Origin of the sequence: Arthrobacter sp. Soil782 (assembly GCF_001428435.1) — a bacterium.
In the GTDB taxonomy this organism is placed as follows: Bacteria; Actinomycetota; Actinomycetes; order Actinomycetales; family Micrococcaceae; genus Arthrobacter_D; species Arthrobacter_D parietis.
This window is the reverse complement of record NZ_LMSO01000001.1, coordinates 458,474-472,768: the sequence shown is the minus strand read 5'-3', so window position 1 is coordinate 472,768 and position 14,295 is coordinate 458,474. Positions and strand designations below refer to the sequence as shown.

The 14,295-nt window shown below is 62.6% G+C and carries 14 protein-coding genes and 1 tRNA gene; 10 read left to right on the top strand and 5 right to left on the bottom strand.

Annotated features, from left to right (window positions below; all coding sequences use genetic code 11):
- Positions 1 to 52 precede the first annotated feature (52 nt).
- Both ASH00_RS02275 and ASH00_RS02270 read left to right on the top strand, forming a co-directional pair.
- A complete protein-coding gene (locus ASH00_RS02275) occupies positions 53 to 1,405 on the top strand; it encodes an MFS transporter (RefSeq protein WP_056544439.1) in 1,353 nt (450 codons plus the stop codon).
- A gap of 85 nt (positions 1,406 to 1,490) precedes the next feature.
- Positions 1,491 to 1,829 carry a YnfA family protein gene (locus ASH00_RS02270; RefSeq protein ID WP_056544436.1) on the top strand — a complete coding sequence of 113 codons (339 nt, stop codon included), beginning with the start codon at positions 1,491 to 1,493 and terminating at the stop codon, positions 1,827 to 1,829.
- Positions 1,830 to 1,886: 57 nt separating this feature from the next.
- Here the strand turns inward: ASH00_RS02270 and ASH00_RS02265 are convergent.
- From ASH00_RS02265 to ASH00_RS02255, 3 genes are all read right to left on the bottom strand, one after another.
- Positions 1,887 to 1,960 (bottom strand) — tRNA-Gly (locus ASH00_RS02265).
- Between the two features lie 84 nt (positions 1,961 to 2,044).
- Positions 2,045 to 2,338, bottom strand: a complete 294-nt coding sequence (locus ASH00_RS02260) for a protealysin inhibitor emfourin (RefSeq protein WP_327019685.1) — start codon at positions 2,336 to 2,338, stop codon at positions 2,045 to 2,047.
- Positions 2,339 to 2,349: 11 nt separating this feature from the next.
- Positions 2,350 to 3,414: a M4 family metallopeptidase gene (locus ASH00_RS02255; protein ID WP_056544430.1), complete on the bottom strand. Its 1,065-nt coding sequence runs from the start codon at positions 3,412 to 3,414 to the stop codon at positions 2,350 to 2,352.
- A gap of 117 nt (positions 3,415 to 3,531) precedes the next feature.
- On the opposite strand from ASH00_RS02255, the gene kynA reads away from it, so the two are divergent.
- Positions 3,532 to 4,386, top strand: coding sequence for a tryptophan 2,3-dioxygenase (kynA, locus tag ASH00_RS02250; protein ID WP_056544427.1), 855 nt, complete (start codon positions 3,532 to 3,534; stop codon positions 4,384 to 4,386).
- A 47-nt stretch (positions 4,387 to 4,433) separates the two neighbouring features.
- Positions 4,434 to 5,030, top strand: a complete 597-nt coding sequence (gene dcd, locus ASH00_RS02245) for a dCTP deaminase (protein ID WP_056544423.1) — start codon at positions 4,434 to 4,436, stop codon at positions 5,028 to 5,030.
- A gap of 97 nt (positions 5,031 to 5,127) precedes the next feature.
- On the opposite strand, the gene ASH00_RS02240 is transcribed toward dcd, so the two are convergent.
- Positions 5,128 to 6,477 carry an MFS transporter gene (locus ASH00_RS02240; RefSeq protein ID WP_235563122.1) on the bottom strand — a complete coding sequence of 450 codons (1,350 nt, stop codon included), beginning with the start codon at positions 6,475 to 6,477 and terminating at the stop codon, positions 5,128 to 5,130.
- 177 nt (positions 6,478 to 6,654) lie between these two features.
- Here ASH00_RS02240 and ASH00_RS02235 point away from each other — a divergent pair, with 177 nt between their 5' ends.
- The 6 genes from ASH00_RS02235 to mnhG are packed head-to-tail and all read left to right on the top strand — an operon-like array spanning position 6,655 to position 13,026.
- Positions 6,655 to 9,693 carry a Na+/H+ antiporter subunit A gene (locus tag ASH00_RS02235; protein WP_082565844.1) on the top strand — a complete coding sequence of 1,013 codons (3,039 nt, stop codon included), beginning with the start codon at positions 6,655 to 6,657 and terminating at the stop codon, positions 9,691 to 9,693.
- On the top strand, positions 9,690 to 10,187 hold the full coding sequence (locus tag ASH00_RS02230; RefSeq protein ID WP_056544416.1) for a Na(+)/H(+) antiporter subunit C: 498 nt from the start codon (positions 9,690 to 9,692) through the stop codon (positions 10,185 to 10,187). Before ASH00_RS02235 ends, ASH00_RS02230 begins: the two co-directional genes overlap by 4 nt.
- Positions 10,184 to 11,812 carry a Na+/H+ antiporter subunit D gene (locus tag ASH00_RS02225; protein WP_056544412.1) on the top strand — a complete coding sequence of 543 codons (1,629 nt, stop codon included), beginning with the start codon at positions 10,184 to 10,186 and terminating at the stop codon, positions 11,810 to 11,812. The genes ASH00_RS02230 and ASH00_RS02225 overlap by 4 nt, the downstream gene beginning before the upstream one ends.
- Entirely contained in the window at positions 11,812 to 12,381 is a 570-nt protein-coding gene (locus ASH00_RS02220; protein WP_056544408.1) for a Na+/H+ antiporter subunit E, read from the top strand. The genes ASH00_RS02225 and ASH00_RS02220 overlap by 1 nt, the downstream gene beginning before the upstream one ends.
- Positions 12,378 to 12,635 carry a monovalent cation/H+ antiporter complex subunit F gene (locus tag ASH00_RS02215; protein ID WP_056544404.1) on the top strand — a complete coding sequence of 86 codons (258 nt, stop codon included), beginning with the start codon at positions 12,378 to 12,380 and terminating at the stop codon, positions 12,633 to 12,635. Before ASH00_RS02220 ends, ASH00_RS02215 begins: the two co-directional genes overlap by 4 nt.
- A 7-nt stretch (positions 12,636 to 12,642) precedes the next feature.
- Positions 12,643 to 13,026 carry a monovalent cation/H(+) antiporter subunit G gene (gene mnhG, locus ASH00_RS02210; RefSeq protein WP_056544401.1) on the top strand — a complete coding sequence of 128 codons (384 nt, stop codon included), beginning with the start codon at positions 12,643 to 12,645 and terminating at the stop codon, positions 13,024 to 13,026.
- 538 nt (positions 13,027 to 13,564) lie between these two features.
- Here mnhG and ASH00_RS17195 read toward each other — a convergent pair.
- The coding region (locus tag ASH00_RS17195) for a DUF222 domain-containing protein (RefSeq protein ID WP_442854340.1) at positions 13,565 to 14,166 on the bottom strand (602 nt) is incomplete at its 3' end.
- Between the last annotated feature and the right edge of the window lie 129 nt (positions 14,167 to 14,295).

The window sequence follows — 14,295 nt, the reverse complement described above, 5'->3', positions numbered from 1 at the left end:
GAAGGGTACTGACCGCTCCTATCCCTATCCCACCAAGTTCAGGAAAGTTCCCTTGGCACCCCCACCGCCCTCCGTACCGGCCGGAGATCCCACACTGACCGCCCCGATTCCCGTCACCTCGCAGCGCCCAGCCTGGCGCGACACGTTCATCTCGCTTCGCATCCCGAACTTCCGCCTGTTCGCACTCTCCCACCTCATCGCCGTCGTAGCTGTCTGGATGCAGCGCATCGCACAGGACTGGATGGTCCTCGAGCTGTCGGGATCCGTGGCAGCCGTAGGCGTGACCGTTGCGCTGCAGTTTGCTCCGATGCTGATTCTCGGGCCTTGGGGAGGAGTGGTGGCGGACCGCTATTCCAAACGCACCCTCCTCATCATTTCGCAGAGTGTTGCGGCACTCATGGCGGCAGCCATGGCGGTGCTGGCGCTCTCGGGTCTGATCGAGGTGTGGCACGTCTACCTCATTGCCTTTGTCCTCGGCCTGGTGACTGTGGTGGACGCTCCCGCGCGTCAGGTCTTCGTCAATGACCTCGTTGGGCCAATCCACCTGCGAAATGCGATCAGCCTCAACTCGTCGATCTTCCAACTCGGCGCCATGGTGGGTCCGGCAATCAGTGGTTTGCTCATTGTTGCCGTTGGAGGCGGGTGGGCGTTCGCCATCAATGCGATTGCCTGCTGCTACACAGTGCTGACGCTGGCCCGGCTGCGTACTGACCAACTCAACGCGACGGCGCCGGCACCCCGCGCGAAGGGGCAGTTGCGTGCGGGTGCACGGTACCTTCTCAACAAGCCGGCTATTTTCTGGACCACGGTCTGCGCCGCCTTCGTGGCCGTCTTTGCGCTCAGCACACCGGTGCTTCTGGCAGCTTTTGCCGACAGCGTCTTCGAATCGGGCGCGGGCGGCTACGGCCTGCTCAATACCGCTCTGGCGAGCGGCTCGCTGGTCGGTGCTCTCGCGTCCACCCGCCGAACAACGCTGCGGCTGCGCGGGGTACTTGGCGGAATGACGGCGTTTGGAGGGTTCATGGTGATCGCCGCGTATGTGCCTAGCCAACTCGTGTTCACGATGCTGATGTTCTGTGCAGGAATCGGCTGCCTGTGGTTTGTCACGGGAGCCAACCAGCTGGTTCAGACATCCACCAACCTGGCCATCCGCGGACGCGTGATGAGCCTCTACATGATGGTGCTCATCGGCGGGCAGGCACTCGGTGGTCCCATGATCGGGTGGCTTGCGGAGAATATCGGTGCACAGCCCACCATGGTGATTGCCGGAGGGGTTCCCGTTGTGGCGGCGGGATGCATCGCCGTCGTGCTTGCCCGTCGCGGCCAGTTGACTGTTCGCTTTCGCTGGACATCAACGCACGATGAACGACGCCGGTTGGTTGCGATTGTGCCGAAGGTTTCGTAGCCGGACGGCTGGCTTGTGCGCGCGCCCAGAACGTGGCTGGGAAATAGCAGCGCAGTAAATTGCAGCGCAGCGAAATAATGGGGTCATGAGCATCCTTCTCGTCATTGTCCTTTTTGCCGTTGCAGCGGTGGCCGAGATCGGGGGAGCGTGGCTCGTGTGGCAGAGCGTGCGGGAAAACCAGCCGTGGTGGTGGGCAGGTTTGGGGGTCATGGCCCTCGGTGCTTACGGTTTCGTTGCGACTCTGCAGCCTGATGCTCACTTCGGTCGGATCCTTGCCGCGTATGGCGGCGTCTTCGTTGTGGGATCACTTGCGTGGGGTATGGCCGTTGACGGTTTCCGGCCTGACCGCTGGGATTTGATCGGAAGCGCCGTCTGCCTCGCGGGCGTTGCGGTAATCATGTTTGGGCCGCGCTCTACGAGCTGACCGTTGTACCTCGGAGGCGCAGGTCCAATCCAACTGTGGAGCGGCCGATTCTATCTATGGAGCGGGCGACGGGAATCGAACCCGCGTATCGAGCTTGGGAAGCTAGCGCTCTACCATTGAGCTACGCCCGCATGCGGCCGAAACCGCTCCATAAACACTACAACATGTGCGGGATGCATTAGGCGCCCGCGCGGTAACCGGCGTCTTGGCGGGCATCAGCCAGGCGCCTGACCGGATTCCTGACCCGAGTCTTCTCCACGCTGGCTGGACGAGGCGTCTTTGACCCACTCCACGAGTTCCTTCCAGGGGCCTTCCACCGCGCTCTCGGCGACGGTCACTTCCCGGTAGCCGATAGCGATGTGGTAGACGTAGCGATCGCGTTCGGCATCCTCGACTCCGCTGTTGTCCGCACCCTCCAGGAGGGGCAGCCAGCGTTCCTCCGCCTCAGTGGAGCTCACCTCCACACTCCACGTGCGGGTCAGCCCGGCGAATCCGCCCGAACGCGACACCTCAATCCGCGTCACAGCACGCCCACTTCCCGCCACGCATAACGGACCGCGTCCGCCTCCGGTGACCCGTCCCCGAATCGGGCGATGGCGGCTTCAACGGTTACGGAAGCGAACAGCGAGAAATCGCAGTCCGTGGGAACGCGGCCACCGGTCGCGGCGTCATACCAGATCTGACCACAGCGCTCCCACGCATTTCCGCCCAGCCGTGCGGCTGCGATGTAGAAGGCATGGTTCGGGATACCGGAATTAATGTGCACGCCGCCGTTGTCTGACGTGGTGTCCACGTAATCCGCCATGGTGGCGGGCTGCGGATCCTTGCCGAGGACGTCGTCGTCGTAAGCGGTTCCCGGCGCCTTCAGCGAGCGCAGCGCGCGCCCCTCTACCTCGTCAGTGAAGAGACCTTCACCGACCAGCCAGCTCGCTGCATCTGCGGACTGCCCCAGCTCTCGCTGCTCGACCAGCACCCCGAAGACATCCGAGATGGATTCGTTGAGCGCACCCGATTGGCCCTGGTACCGCAGGTTGGAGGAGTACTGCGTGAATCCATGTGCCAGTTCGTGGCCGATCACCGTGAGCGACGCCGTGAAACGCCCGAAGATCTCACCGTCACCGTCTCCGAACACCATCCGGGTGCCGTCCCAGAACGCGTTGTCATACTGCTGCCCGTAGTGAACCGTGGCATCCAGCGGCAGGCCCGAGTTGTCAATGGATGACCTCCCGTACACCTCGCTGAACAGCTCATACGTCGCACCAAGGCCGGCATACGCTTCATCCACCGCTGCATCGCCCATAGGCGGATCGCCTTCCCGGCGGACAATCTGTCCAGGCAGGGATTCGCTGCCGCCAGCGTCCGCTATGGTTCGGCGCAGGGCCAGGACGACGGCGGTACCGGCTCCTCGCGATGGATCCCTGGGAGCTGTGGCGCGGGCATGATGGATCGGGTCCAACTCCACCAGTGCGCGCCGGGCGGCGGCCGCGGCAGCCTGATGTTCCGGAGCTTCGAGTTTAGCCAGCCGTGCCAATAGGTAGGGCGGAACAATGCTGCAGCGAACGTGGGACGGTGTGGGTGGGATCATGGTGCCTCCTCGGGTTCCCCCAACCTAGCGGCCGCCCCTGACAGTCTTCAATGGCAGTCTCCAAAGGCGCGATCGCGGTGGCGCAGTTCACTGGTGCGAAGAACTACGCTGGGACGCATGAGCGTGGAGCGGAATACCAGAAACCTTGAAGCAGGCATCGAAAAGGATTTCTCGGGGAAGATGAGTTATGGGTCCTACCTCGCTCTGGACTCCATTCTTTCCGCGCAGCATCCGGTCAGTAGGCCGGAACACCATGATGAAATGCTGTTCATCATCCAGCACCAGACCTCCGAACTCTGGCTGAAGCTTGTCCTGCATGAGCTCGGTGCGGTCCGTACGCACCTGCAGGCGGATGATCTACGGGCAGCCATGAAGGGCATAGCGCGCATCAAGCACATTCAGCGCTCGCTGACCGAACAGTGGTCTGTTCTGGCGACGCTCACGCCGTCGGAATACGCGGAGTTCCGCGGTGCGCTCCAGGCAGCCAGCGGGTTCCAGTCCTACCAGTACCGTGCCGTCGAATTCCTGCTCGGCAACAAGAACGCGGGAATGCTGCAGGTGTTCGAAAGCGACGCTGAAGCTTTCGAGCTCCTGTCGCGGCTGCTTCGGGAAACCAGCATCTACGACGAGTTCATTGCCTACCTCTCGCGTCGCGGCTACGTTATCCCCACGGAACTGCTTGAACGGGACGTAACGCGCGCGCATGAGTTCAACCCCGGGCTGGTCCAGGTCTACAAGGAGGTGTATGAGGACGCTGCCGGTCACTGGGACGTCTACGAGGCGTGTGAAGAGCTCGTGGACCTGGAGGACAACTTCCAGCTATGGCGGTTCCGGCACCTGAAGACCGTGGAGCGCACCATCGGCCACAAGACCGGAACCGGTGGGTCCAGCGGCGTCGGGTTCCTGCAGAAGGCGCTGGAGCTGACGTTCTTCCCGGAGCTGTTCGCAGTCAGGACTGAGATCGGGCGCTGATGCATGCCAGTGAGATCCGCATGAACTGCGTACGGTATTTTTAGACGGTGCTGATCTCAGACCGCGACATCCGAACCGAAATTGACGCCGAGCGCATCCACCTCGACCCTTATGATCCGGCAATGGTGCAGCCGTCGAGCGTCGACGTCCGCATCGACCGGTTTTTTCGGCTTTTCGATAACCACAAGTACGCGCACATTGACCCGGCCGAGAATCAGCCGGACCTGACCCGACTGGTGGAGGTCGCTCCGGATGAGCCGTTCATCCTGCACCCGGGCGAGTTCGTCCTCGGCTCCACGTATGAGAAGGTCACGCTTCCTGACGACATCGCGGCGCGCCTCGAGGGCAAGTCCTCGCTTGGGCGTCTGGGTCTGCTCACCCACTCGACGGCAGGCTTTATCGATCCCGGCTTCTCGGGTCACGTCACCCTTGAGCTGTCCAACATGGCAACGCTGCCGATCAAATTGTGGCCGGGTTCCAAAATCGGCCAGCTCTGCTTCTTCAAGCTCACCTCGCCCGCGGAGCACTCCTACGGTTCGGGCCAGTACGGCAACCGCTATCAGGGCCAGCGGGGGCCGACGGCGTCGCGCAGCCACCTGAACTTCCACCGCACCGAAATCGCCGAGGAAACTGCTTCCCGCTGAGTTCCTGCTGAGCGGGCTTCGCAGCACCGGATATGCGGTGCAGCGCGGGACGTGCTGTGAAGCGCGGACGTGCGTCCGCGCCTCAGAACCAGCGGGGCTAAGAGGCAGGAACGACGGCGGGAGTCACCTTTGCGGGCGGCTTCACCGGGAGCAGTACCAGCAGGCCGGCCAGCAACACCACCAGAATGCCGAGGATCCCGAACCGCTGTTCCCCGAAGATGCCGATGAAGAGGGAGAACAGTGCCGGAGCCAGGAAGCTCACCGCACGGCCGGTGGTGGCATACAGCCCGAACATCTCGCCCTCCTCACCCCGTGGTGACAGGCGTGCGAGGTAGGCGCGGGAAGAAGCCTGTGCCGGACCCACAAACAGGGTGAGCAGGAGCCCGAAGATCCAGAACGTCGTATCTCCGCTCCAGCTCAACCCGAACATGTGCTGCTCCGCCGCTCCAAGGACCATCACGGCGGTGCCCGCGACCAAAAGACCGATCAGCGACACGATGATGACCAGCTTGGGACCGACGCGGTCATCGAAGTAGCCGCCGATCACTGCACCGATTGCAGCGATGACATTACCCACGATGGCGAACAGAATAACTTCGCTGAGCTCGAAACCGAATGTTCCGGCAGCGATGATGCCGCCGAAAGTGAACACCGCCGCCAAACCGTCACGGAAGATGGCGCTCGCGAGCAGGAAGAAAATGGTGTGCGGGCTGGTCCGGTAAATCGCCTTGATGCGCCGGAAGAGTAAACCGTAGGAGGCGAGGAAACTCAGGCGGTTGGTCTGCCGCTGGCGGGGGACTTCAGGAACCGCGAACATCACCGGGAGTGCGAAGGCAAGAAACCAAAGGGCGGAGAACACAGCGACCAATCGGATGTTCAACGCTTCCTCTGTGCTGGACCCGAACCAGTCGAAAACCGGCTGGACAAAAGCGACCAGAACGATCACCAGGGCCACGATCCCGCCCACATATCCCATTGCCCACCCGAACCCGCTGACCCGTCCCACGCTGGACGGGGTGGAGATCTGGGCAAGCATGGCGTTGTAGTTGACGCCGGCGAACTCAAAGAAGATATTCGCGGCCGCGATCAGCGCAACGCCGAGGATCAGTAGTTCAGGGCGGGGAAAGACGAAGAAACACAGGGCGGTCAATGCCGCGACGGCCAGGCTGTTCACGCCCAGCCAGAGTTTGCGGCGACCGCCCGCATCTGAGCGTTGACCCGTTACGGGCGCGAGGAGCGCAATGAGCAGGCCCGCAACTGCCAGGCCCCAACCGAGAACCTCCGACGCGTAGGTTTCCCCACCGAAGGCGTCGGACGTGAGGTAGACGGTGAAGACGAAGGTGGTCATGACTGCGTTGAAAGCCGCTGACCCCCAGTCCCATGAAGCCCACGCAAGCACGGGTTTGGAAAGGAGTCGTCCAGGGGGATGTTGGGAGTCCGTGCTCATAGGCTGCATGCTATCCGCTGCGGACCGACAACTGGGTGAGGGCCGCTTTTATTCCCTTACGGACGACTTGTGCGCTGGGCAGAACTAGGAGGCAGCATCGTGTATGCCACGGGTAGAATGGACACATGCCCTTGACCGCCGGCTGACCGTCTCACTCTGAGAGATCAGGAGATCATCGTGCTATCCGTGCTCATCGCCCTCTTCGCGGTGGCCGCAATAGCGCCCTCGATCTTCCGCCTGATGGGGCGCTCGGCCTTCTATCTCCTGGCTGCGGTACCTGCAGCGGGATTCGTGTGGCTGCTGGTGACCTTCGCCGATTACATCGACGCGGACCAGCTCAGCGGCAACGGCCAACCCAACGCACCGCCGTCCGTCGTCGTCCCCTGGATTCCCCAGCTTCAACTGGAACTGGCCTTCCGCATGGACGCGCTGGCCGCGGTGCTCAGCATCCTTGTTCTCGGCGTCGGGTCTCTGGTGCTGTTCTATTGTGCGCGCTACTTCAAGCAGGACGACGCCGACATCGGCCCGTTCGGCGCACAGCTGCTTGCCTTCGCGGGGGCCATGTTCGGCCTGGTCATCGCCGATGACCTCATCCTCCTGTTCATCTTCTGGGAACTGACAACGGTTCTGTCCTACTTACTGATCGGATATTCGAGGCATCGCCTCTCCGCGAGGCGTGCTGCGCTGCAGGCGCTCATTGTGACCACGCTCGGCGGGCTGGCCATGCTCGTGGGCCTCATCGTTTTGGGTCAGTCAGCCGGGACCTACCGGCTCTCGGACATCCTTGCGCGTGCAGACTCGCTCACCGGCCCTGCAGTGGAGACGGCGATCGTCCTGATCCTGGTAGGAGCGCTCTCCAAATCCGCATTGGTGCCATTCCATTTCTGGCTTCCCAGCGCCATGGCAGCACCCACGCCGGTCAGTGCCTACCTGCACGCTGCCGCAATGGTGAAAGCCGGCATCTATCTCATTGCCCGTTTCGCGCCTGGGTTTTCCGACACCCTGCTGTGGCCGCCGATCGTCCTGAGCCTCGGTCTCGCAACGATGATCTTCGGCGGGTGGCGCGCCCTGCGCCAGCATGACCTGAAGCTCCTTCTCGCCTACGGCACCGTGAGCCAGCTGGGTTTCCTGACCATCGTTGTTGGTCTGGGTGGCCAGAAAGCTGCGCTTGCCGGACTGGGGCTCCTGCTTGCCCACGGGTTCTTCAAGGCGACGCTCTTTCTCGTGGTCGGCATCATCGATCACCAGTCCGCTACCCGTGACATCCGGAAGTTGTGCGGGATCGGCCGGTCTGCGCCGGTGCTTGCCGTGGTCGCTGTTCTCGCGGCCGCGTCAATGGCCGGAATACCTCCGCTCCTGGGGTTCGTGGCCAAGGAATCCGTCTTCGAGGCTTTTGTCCACCGGGCGGAGGAGGGGCCGGCAGGCGTGGTGATGCTCGTCGGAATCGTTCTGGGCTCCATGCTGACCTTCGCGTACAGCGCCCGCTTTATCTGGGGTGGTTTCGCCAGGAAGTCCGCGAACCCAACGCCATTCAAACGGGTTGAGCCGTCCTTCCTGTTCGCTCCGGCGCTGCTGGCCGGTGCATCGGTCGTCTTTGGGCTGTGGCCGACGCCGCTGGACTCGGCGATCCAGCCCTACCTCAGCACCTTTCCGGCGGGCGAGGAGACTCCTCACCTGCTGCTCTGGCACGGGGTCACGCCGGCGTTGTTCCTGTCCCTGCTGTCGATCGCAGGCGGCCTGACGCTCTTCCTGCTGCGTGATCGCTTCGAACGGCTTCAGACCAGGGTTGCCCCCGACGTCGACGCCGAGCGGAACTACAAGGCCGTTATCGGTGTGCTCGATGACGTGGCGGTCTGGCTCACCGGCCGAACTCAGCGAGGTTCGCTGGCGTTCTACCTGTTTGTCATCCTCACGATGGCGATTGTCACGCCCCTGAGCGCCCTGATCTTCTTTGATGCACCGGTTCCGCAGGACTGGTACCTGGCGGACTCGCCGGCTCAGCTCATTGCCGGCGTCGTCATCATCCTTGGTGCATTTGCTGCGCTTCGGGCGACCAAGCGATTCATGGCCGTGATCATGGTGGGCGTCACCGGTTACGGGATCGCGCTGATCTTCGCGCTGCAGGGCGCACCGGACCTGGCGCTGACCCAACTGCTGGTCGAGACGATCGTGCTGGTTGCGTTCGTCCTCGCGTTGCGGTCCCTCCCAGCGCGCCTGTGGCAGCGTGCGCCTGGCCGCAAATACCGGCTCCTCCGCGCGGTCCTGGGCATCTCCTTCGGCTCGGTGATGGTGGCGATCGCGATGTCGGCGATGGCTTCCCGGGTAGCGGAACCCATCTCGCTGAGCTTTCCCTCGCTTGCTTACGACGACGGCGGAGGCGCCAACATCGTCAACGTCACTCTCGTGGACATCCGGGCATGGGACACTTTCGGCGAAATCAGTGTGCTCGCGATCGCTGCGACAGGAGTCGCCAGCCTGATTTTCATTCGTGGCCGTGGCGACGGAAGAGTGCGGGCGGACGGCGTCAAGAGCGGTACGGTCGGGCGAGGTAAGGAACCGATCGACGCGTACGGTAGGGAGGCCGCAGCTCTGGAGCTGGCCAAGAAGTTCGCGAGCTCCGCGAACGATGCCTGGCTGGTTGCGGGCCGGACCCTTGCACCGGAACGACGCTCCATCATCTTCGAGGTGATCACCCGTCTGCTTTTCCACTCGGTGATCATCTTCTCGATCTACCTTCTGCTTGCCGGGCACAACCTTCCGGGCGGTGGGTTTGCCGGCGGATTGATGGCAGGGCTGGCCCTGACCATCCGCTACCTCGCCGGCGGCCGCTTTGAACTGGCTGAGGCTACGCCGATCAGTGCCGGCCTGCTCCTTGGCGGAGGTCTTGCAACGGCGGCGCTGACGGCTATCGTGCCGGTGTTCCTGGGCGGTGAGGTGTTTCAAAGCGCGATCATCGAGACAACCTGGCCCGTATTCGGGGACATCAAGTTCGTGACGTCGACCATCTTCGACATCGGGGTTTACCTGGTGGTGGTCGGACTGGTGCTTGACGTGCTGCGCAGCCTGGGCTCCGAGATCGACGAACGCAGCGAAGGCGTCACCGCAACCATCGATGCAGGAACGCCTGAATCGACGAAGACGCCTGAGGCGAAAACCTCGCAGGCGAAGACGTCGCAGGCGAAGACCAGGGACCCGGAAGAAGAGGTGGCTCAGTGAGCGTCAACATCACACTGCTGGTCATCATGGGGGCGCTCTTTGCCGCCGGGATCTATCTGCTGCTCGAGCGGAGTCTGACCCGGGTATTGCTCGGGCTGATCATGCTCACCAATGGAGCGAACATGCTGCTTCTTGCCGGAGGCGGAGCGGCGGGCAAGGCGCCGCTGTACTCGGCTGATATTCCGGCCGAGGAATATAGCGATCCCCTCCCGCAGGCCTTGATCCTTACCTCCATTGTGATTTCCTTCGCCGTCACCGCCTTCATGCTCGGCATCATCTACCGTTCGTGGGTCCTCGGACGCCAGGACGAAGTGCAGGATGACATTGAAGACCGGCGGGTGGCGTCGCAGAGCAGCTTTGACGCCGAAGACGACGCCGAGGTGCCCATCGAGACCACAGAATTCACGCCGGTTGAGGAAGCCGAAGAAGCGCCGGGTGCCCAACGTACGGCAACCGCCAGAAGAGCAGACAAGCCACGGACGGAGGGGCGATGAATATAGCAAATCTTGCGCCCCTGGCCGTCGTTCTTCCGTTTCTCGGAGCGGCACTGGCGTTCGTGCTTATCCGGCATTCCCGTTCCCAACGGGCCGTCAGCATCACAACACTGTGTGTGACCCTCCTGATCGAGATTTTCCTGCTGATCGACACCAGCGGGAAAGGCACCACGGCGGTCTTCATCGGCAATTGGGCGGCGCCGTTCGGCATCACGATGGTTGTGGATCAGTTTTCTGCCCTGATGCTCGTGGTGTCCTCCGCAGTCAGCCTGGCAGTCCTGATCTATGCCACCGGCCAGGGAATGACCGACGGGGACGAAGACGGCCCCATCTCGATCTTCCACCCGACCTACCTGATCCTGGTGGCAGGGGTCTCCAACGCGTTCCTCGCAGGTGACCTGTTCAATCTGTACGTGGGATTCGAGATCCTGCTGACCGCAAGTTACGTGCTCATGACCCTCGGAGGCACCACGCCGCGCATCCGTGCGGGGGTGACCTACGTCGTCGTCAGTGTGGTGTCATCGATGCTGTTCCTCATCAGTATCGGAATGATTTATGCGGCTACCGGCACGATCAACATGGCGGACCTTGCGCTGAAGCTTGCGGACATTGATCACGGAACGCAGATGATCCTGCACCTGATGCTGCTGGTCGCTTTCGGCATCAAGGCTGCGATCTTCCCGTTGTCCTTTTGGCTCCCTGACTCCTATCCGACTGCCCCTGCGCCCGTCACCGCTGTGTTTGCGGGTTTGCTGACGAAGGTCGGCGTGTACGCCATGGTCCGGACCGAAACCCTCCTGTTTCCCGGAGACCGCATCAACACGCTGCTGATGGTGGTTGCGATGCTCACCATGATCGTCGGAATACTTGGTGCGCTGGCGCAGTCGGACATCAAACGTATGCTCTCCTTCACGCTGGTCAGCCATATCGGTTACATGGTCTTCGGGCTCGCCATTTCGACGGTTATCGGTCTGGGAGCGGCGGTGTACTACGTTGCGCACCACATCATTGTGCAGACCAGCCTGTTCCTCGTGACCGGGCTGATTGAACGCCGGGGTGGGACGGCCAACATGGACCGGCTGGGTGGACTCGCGAAAATCTCCCCGCTACTGGCTCTCTTGTTCTTTGTTCCGGGCATGAACCTGGCCGGCATTCCGCCGTTTTCCGGCTTCCTTGGCAAGCTGGGACTGCTGCAGGCCGGTGTGGAATTGGGAACGCCGTTGGCGTACGTGCTGGTGGGCGCGGGAGTGCTGACGAGCCTGCTGACGCTGCTGGTGATTGCACGTGTGTGGAACCGTGCCTTCTGGCGCCGGCCGGAGGATGCAACCCACCCCGATCCCATCCTGATGGCAACGTCAGCCGACGGCTCAGCCGTTCGAACCTCACGGAGGGTTTCAGGGCATAGCACCGGAAAATTTGCTGGCCGGACTGCCGTGAACCTGTTGCCCCGCAGCATGGTCGGGGCTACAGCCGGGCTGGTGCTGCTGGGCGTCAGCCTGACCCTGTTGGGAGGTCCGCTGTTTGCCCTCAGCGACCAGGCCGCACAGCAGATGCTTGAGCGGACACCCTATATTGACGCTGTCCTCGGCGAAGGCGCTACTGAAGCGGCAGGAGCAACGCCATGATGTCCAGACAAAAGATTCCGCTGCGGGTCGAGCTGCCGCTGCTGGTCTGGCTCGTCATTGTGTGGGGGGCGCTGTGGCAGGACTTCAGCCTGGGGAACATGGTGTTCGGAGCGATCATCGCGTTTGCTGTCGCCAACCTGCTGTATCTTCCGCCAGTTGAGCTCAGTGGGCGGTTCAACGTGTTCTATGCCGTCGGATTCGCCGGGCGGTTTCTGCACCAGTTGGTGCTGGCAAGCTTTCAGGTATTCTGGCTGGCACTCACCCGCGGCCCGAAGATGCAGAACGCAGTTGTGGCCGTGCGCTTGCGCAGTCCGTCCGACCTGCTGGTCACCGCGACCGGGCATGTCCTATCCCTGATTCCGGGATCCCTGGTGGTGGAGGTGGACCGCTCCACTTCGACGCTGTATCTGCACTGCTTGAATGTCACTACCAGGGACGACGCCGAGAAGGTGCGCCAGAACGCCCGGCGTACCGAGGAATGGCTCATCCGGGTCATGGGCACTCGAGAGGACCTGGCGCTGCTCGGCACCGATGCGCCGCACCACCTCGACGGAAGGGGACACCCGTGAACGTGATTCTCGGAATCATCGCTGTAATCCTCGGAGTCTCGGCGTTGTGCGCCATTTACCGGGTGGCGCGTGGTCCTTCGATCCTCGACCGGGTGCTGGCCGTTGACGTTCTGCTCGCGATCGTGGGTGGCGCGCTCGCTGCTGACATGGTCTTCAACGGGCACACCAACAGCCTCGTGATCCTCGTGGCAACGTCCGTCGTCGGATTTATTGCTTCGGTGACGGTCGCCCGGTTCGTCACGGAAAAGAAGTGAGCCGCTGATGGATGCTGCCCTGGATGTCCTGACCGCCGTTTTGCTTCTCGGTGGAGCGCTCATGTCGCTGGCTGCCGCCGTCGGGCTGTTGCGGTTTCCTGACCTGCTGAGCCGCATGCACGCGGCAACCAAACCCCAGGTGCTGGGACTGTTGTTGTTCCTGTTGGCCATCGCGGTGCAACAGCGCTCCTGGGCAGTTGTGCCCGTCCTGATCGTCTGCTGGATCTTCCAGTTGCTCACTGCGCCGGTGTCGGCACACATGGTGGGACGCGCCGGATACCGCACCAAGCACCTGCGCAAGGACCTGCTCAGCATGGACGACCTTGACGATGTCGTGGAACACGCGGCCACCCGGCGCCGTGAGGCCGGGGACCGTGCGTCCGGTGAGTAGGCCCAAGCCAGTAAGTTACTGGCTGCCGCAACACTGCCGCTGATCACGGTGGTGCCGTGCGGACGCCGGTGCCGGCATCGGTGCCGGTGCCGATGTGGGTGCGGGTGCTCCTGGACACGTTGGAGTTCATGCCGGTGTCAGAGCGCGCGAGGTGGTTGTGGATGGCTTGTTCTACTTGCCAGTAGCGGTTGCGTCTGGGTGTTCGTTGCGGGTCGAGGTATGTCGGTGGTGTGAACCAGGGGATTCCGTGGATTGATNGTGAAGTTGTTGATTGCAGCTTTGGTGCTGGCGTAGTTGACTGACGGTGTCTGCGAGTTGGTCGTGGATGGCTTGTTCTACTTGCCAGTAGCGGTTGCGTCTGGGTGTTCGTTGCGGGTCGAGGTATGTCGGTGGTGTGAACCAGGGGATTCCGTGGATTGATTCGGCGGTCCAGTGTCCTTCGTGGATCTGGTGGTGGTGTCGGGTGCAGAGCAGCACGCCGTCGTGGATGGTGGTGGTTCCGCCTGCAGCCCAGGGGATGATGTGGTGGGCTTCGCANGTCCAGTGTCCTTCGTGGATCTGGTGGTGGTGTCGGGTGCAGAGCAGCACGCCGTCGTGGATGGTGGTGGTTCCGCCTGCAGCCCAGGGGATGATGTGGTGGGCTTCGCACCAGGTTGCRGGCRTRGTGCAGTCGGGGAACGCGCAGCCCTTGTCGCGGGCCACGAGCGCCCGTCGCAGGTGCGGTGGGAAGAGACGTTGGGTTCGGCCGATGTCCAGGACCTGACCYTTGCCGCCGAGGACGAGGGGGAGGATGTCGGCGTCGCAGGCRAGYTTGCGGATGCTGCGGGCRCTTATCTGTTGGGCGAAGATTGAGTGGCCGTSGTGTCCGCCGTGTCCGYCGTGTCCGCTGTCTGTCAGGTCGTTGAGGAGGTCGCGGTAGTTGATGGTGACCATCACTTGGGGTCGGTGTCCTCCGGTTGCTGGAAGGCCATCACCTSCCAGTGCGATCCGGCATGCTGAGACGAGTCCGTCGAGGAGGTTCTGTTCACGGGTCGGCTGATCGGGGCTTGGGCCAGCTTCGTTGTCGCCGTCCCTCGTGCGGTCTCCGTCGCCAGTGGTGCCAGCTGTGCCCTGTGTTCGGGGGTTGGTGGYTGTGTTCATGACGGTGATGAGGTGTTCGTATTGTTCGTCGGTGGCGCCGATTTCCATGAAGTGCAGGCCGTGGCGCCTACCGCGCAGGAACACGCCCTGCCTGGCACGCAGSGTTTTTTCGGTGGGTTCAGTGCCGTT

Coding starts and splice junctions, on each gene's coding strand:
- ASH00_RS02270 (WP_056544436.1), top strand. CDS start 1,491: ATGAGCATCCTTCTCGTCATTGTCCTTTTTGCCGTTGCAGCGGTGGCC.
- ASH00_RS02255 (WP_056544430.1), bottom strand. CDS start 3,414: ATGATCCCACCCACACCGTCCCACGTTCGCTGCAGCATTGTTCCGCCC.
- kynA (WP_056544427.1), top strand. CDS start 3,532: ATGAGCGTGGAGCGGAATACCAGAAACCTTGAAGCAGGCATCGAAAAG.
- ASH00_RS02240 (WP_235563122.1), bottom strand. CDS start 6,477: ATGAGCACGGACTCCCAACATCCCCCTGGACGACTCCTTTCCAAACCC.
- ASH00_RS02225 (WP_056544412.1), top strand. CDS start 10,184: ATGAATATAGCAAATCTTGCGCCCCTGGCCGTCGTTCTTCCGTTTCTC.
- ASH00_RS02220 (WP_056544408.1), top strand. CDS start 11,812: ATGTCCAGACAAAAGATTCCGCTGCGGGTCGAGCTGCCGCTGCTGGTC.
- mnhG (WP_056544401.1), top strand. CDS start 12,643: ATGGATGCTGCCCTGGATGTCCTGACCGCCGTTTTGCTTCTCGGTGGA.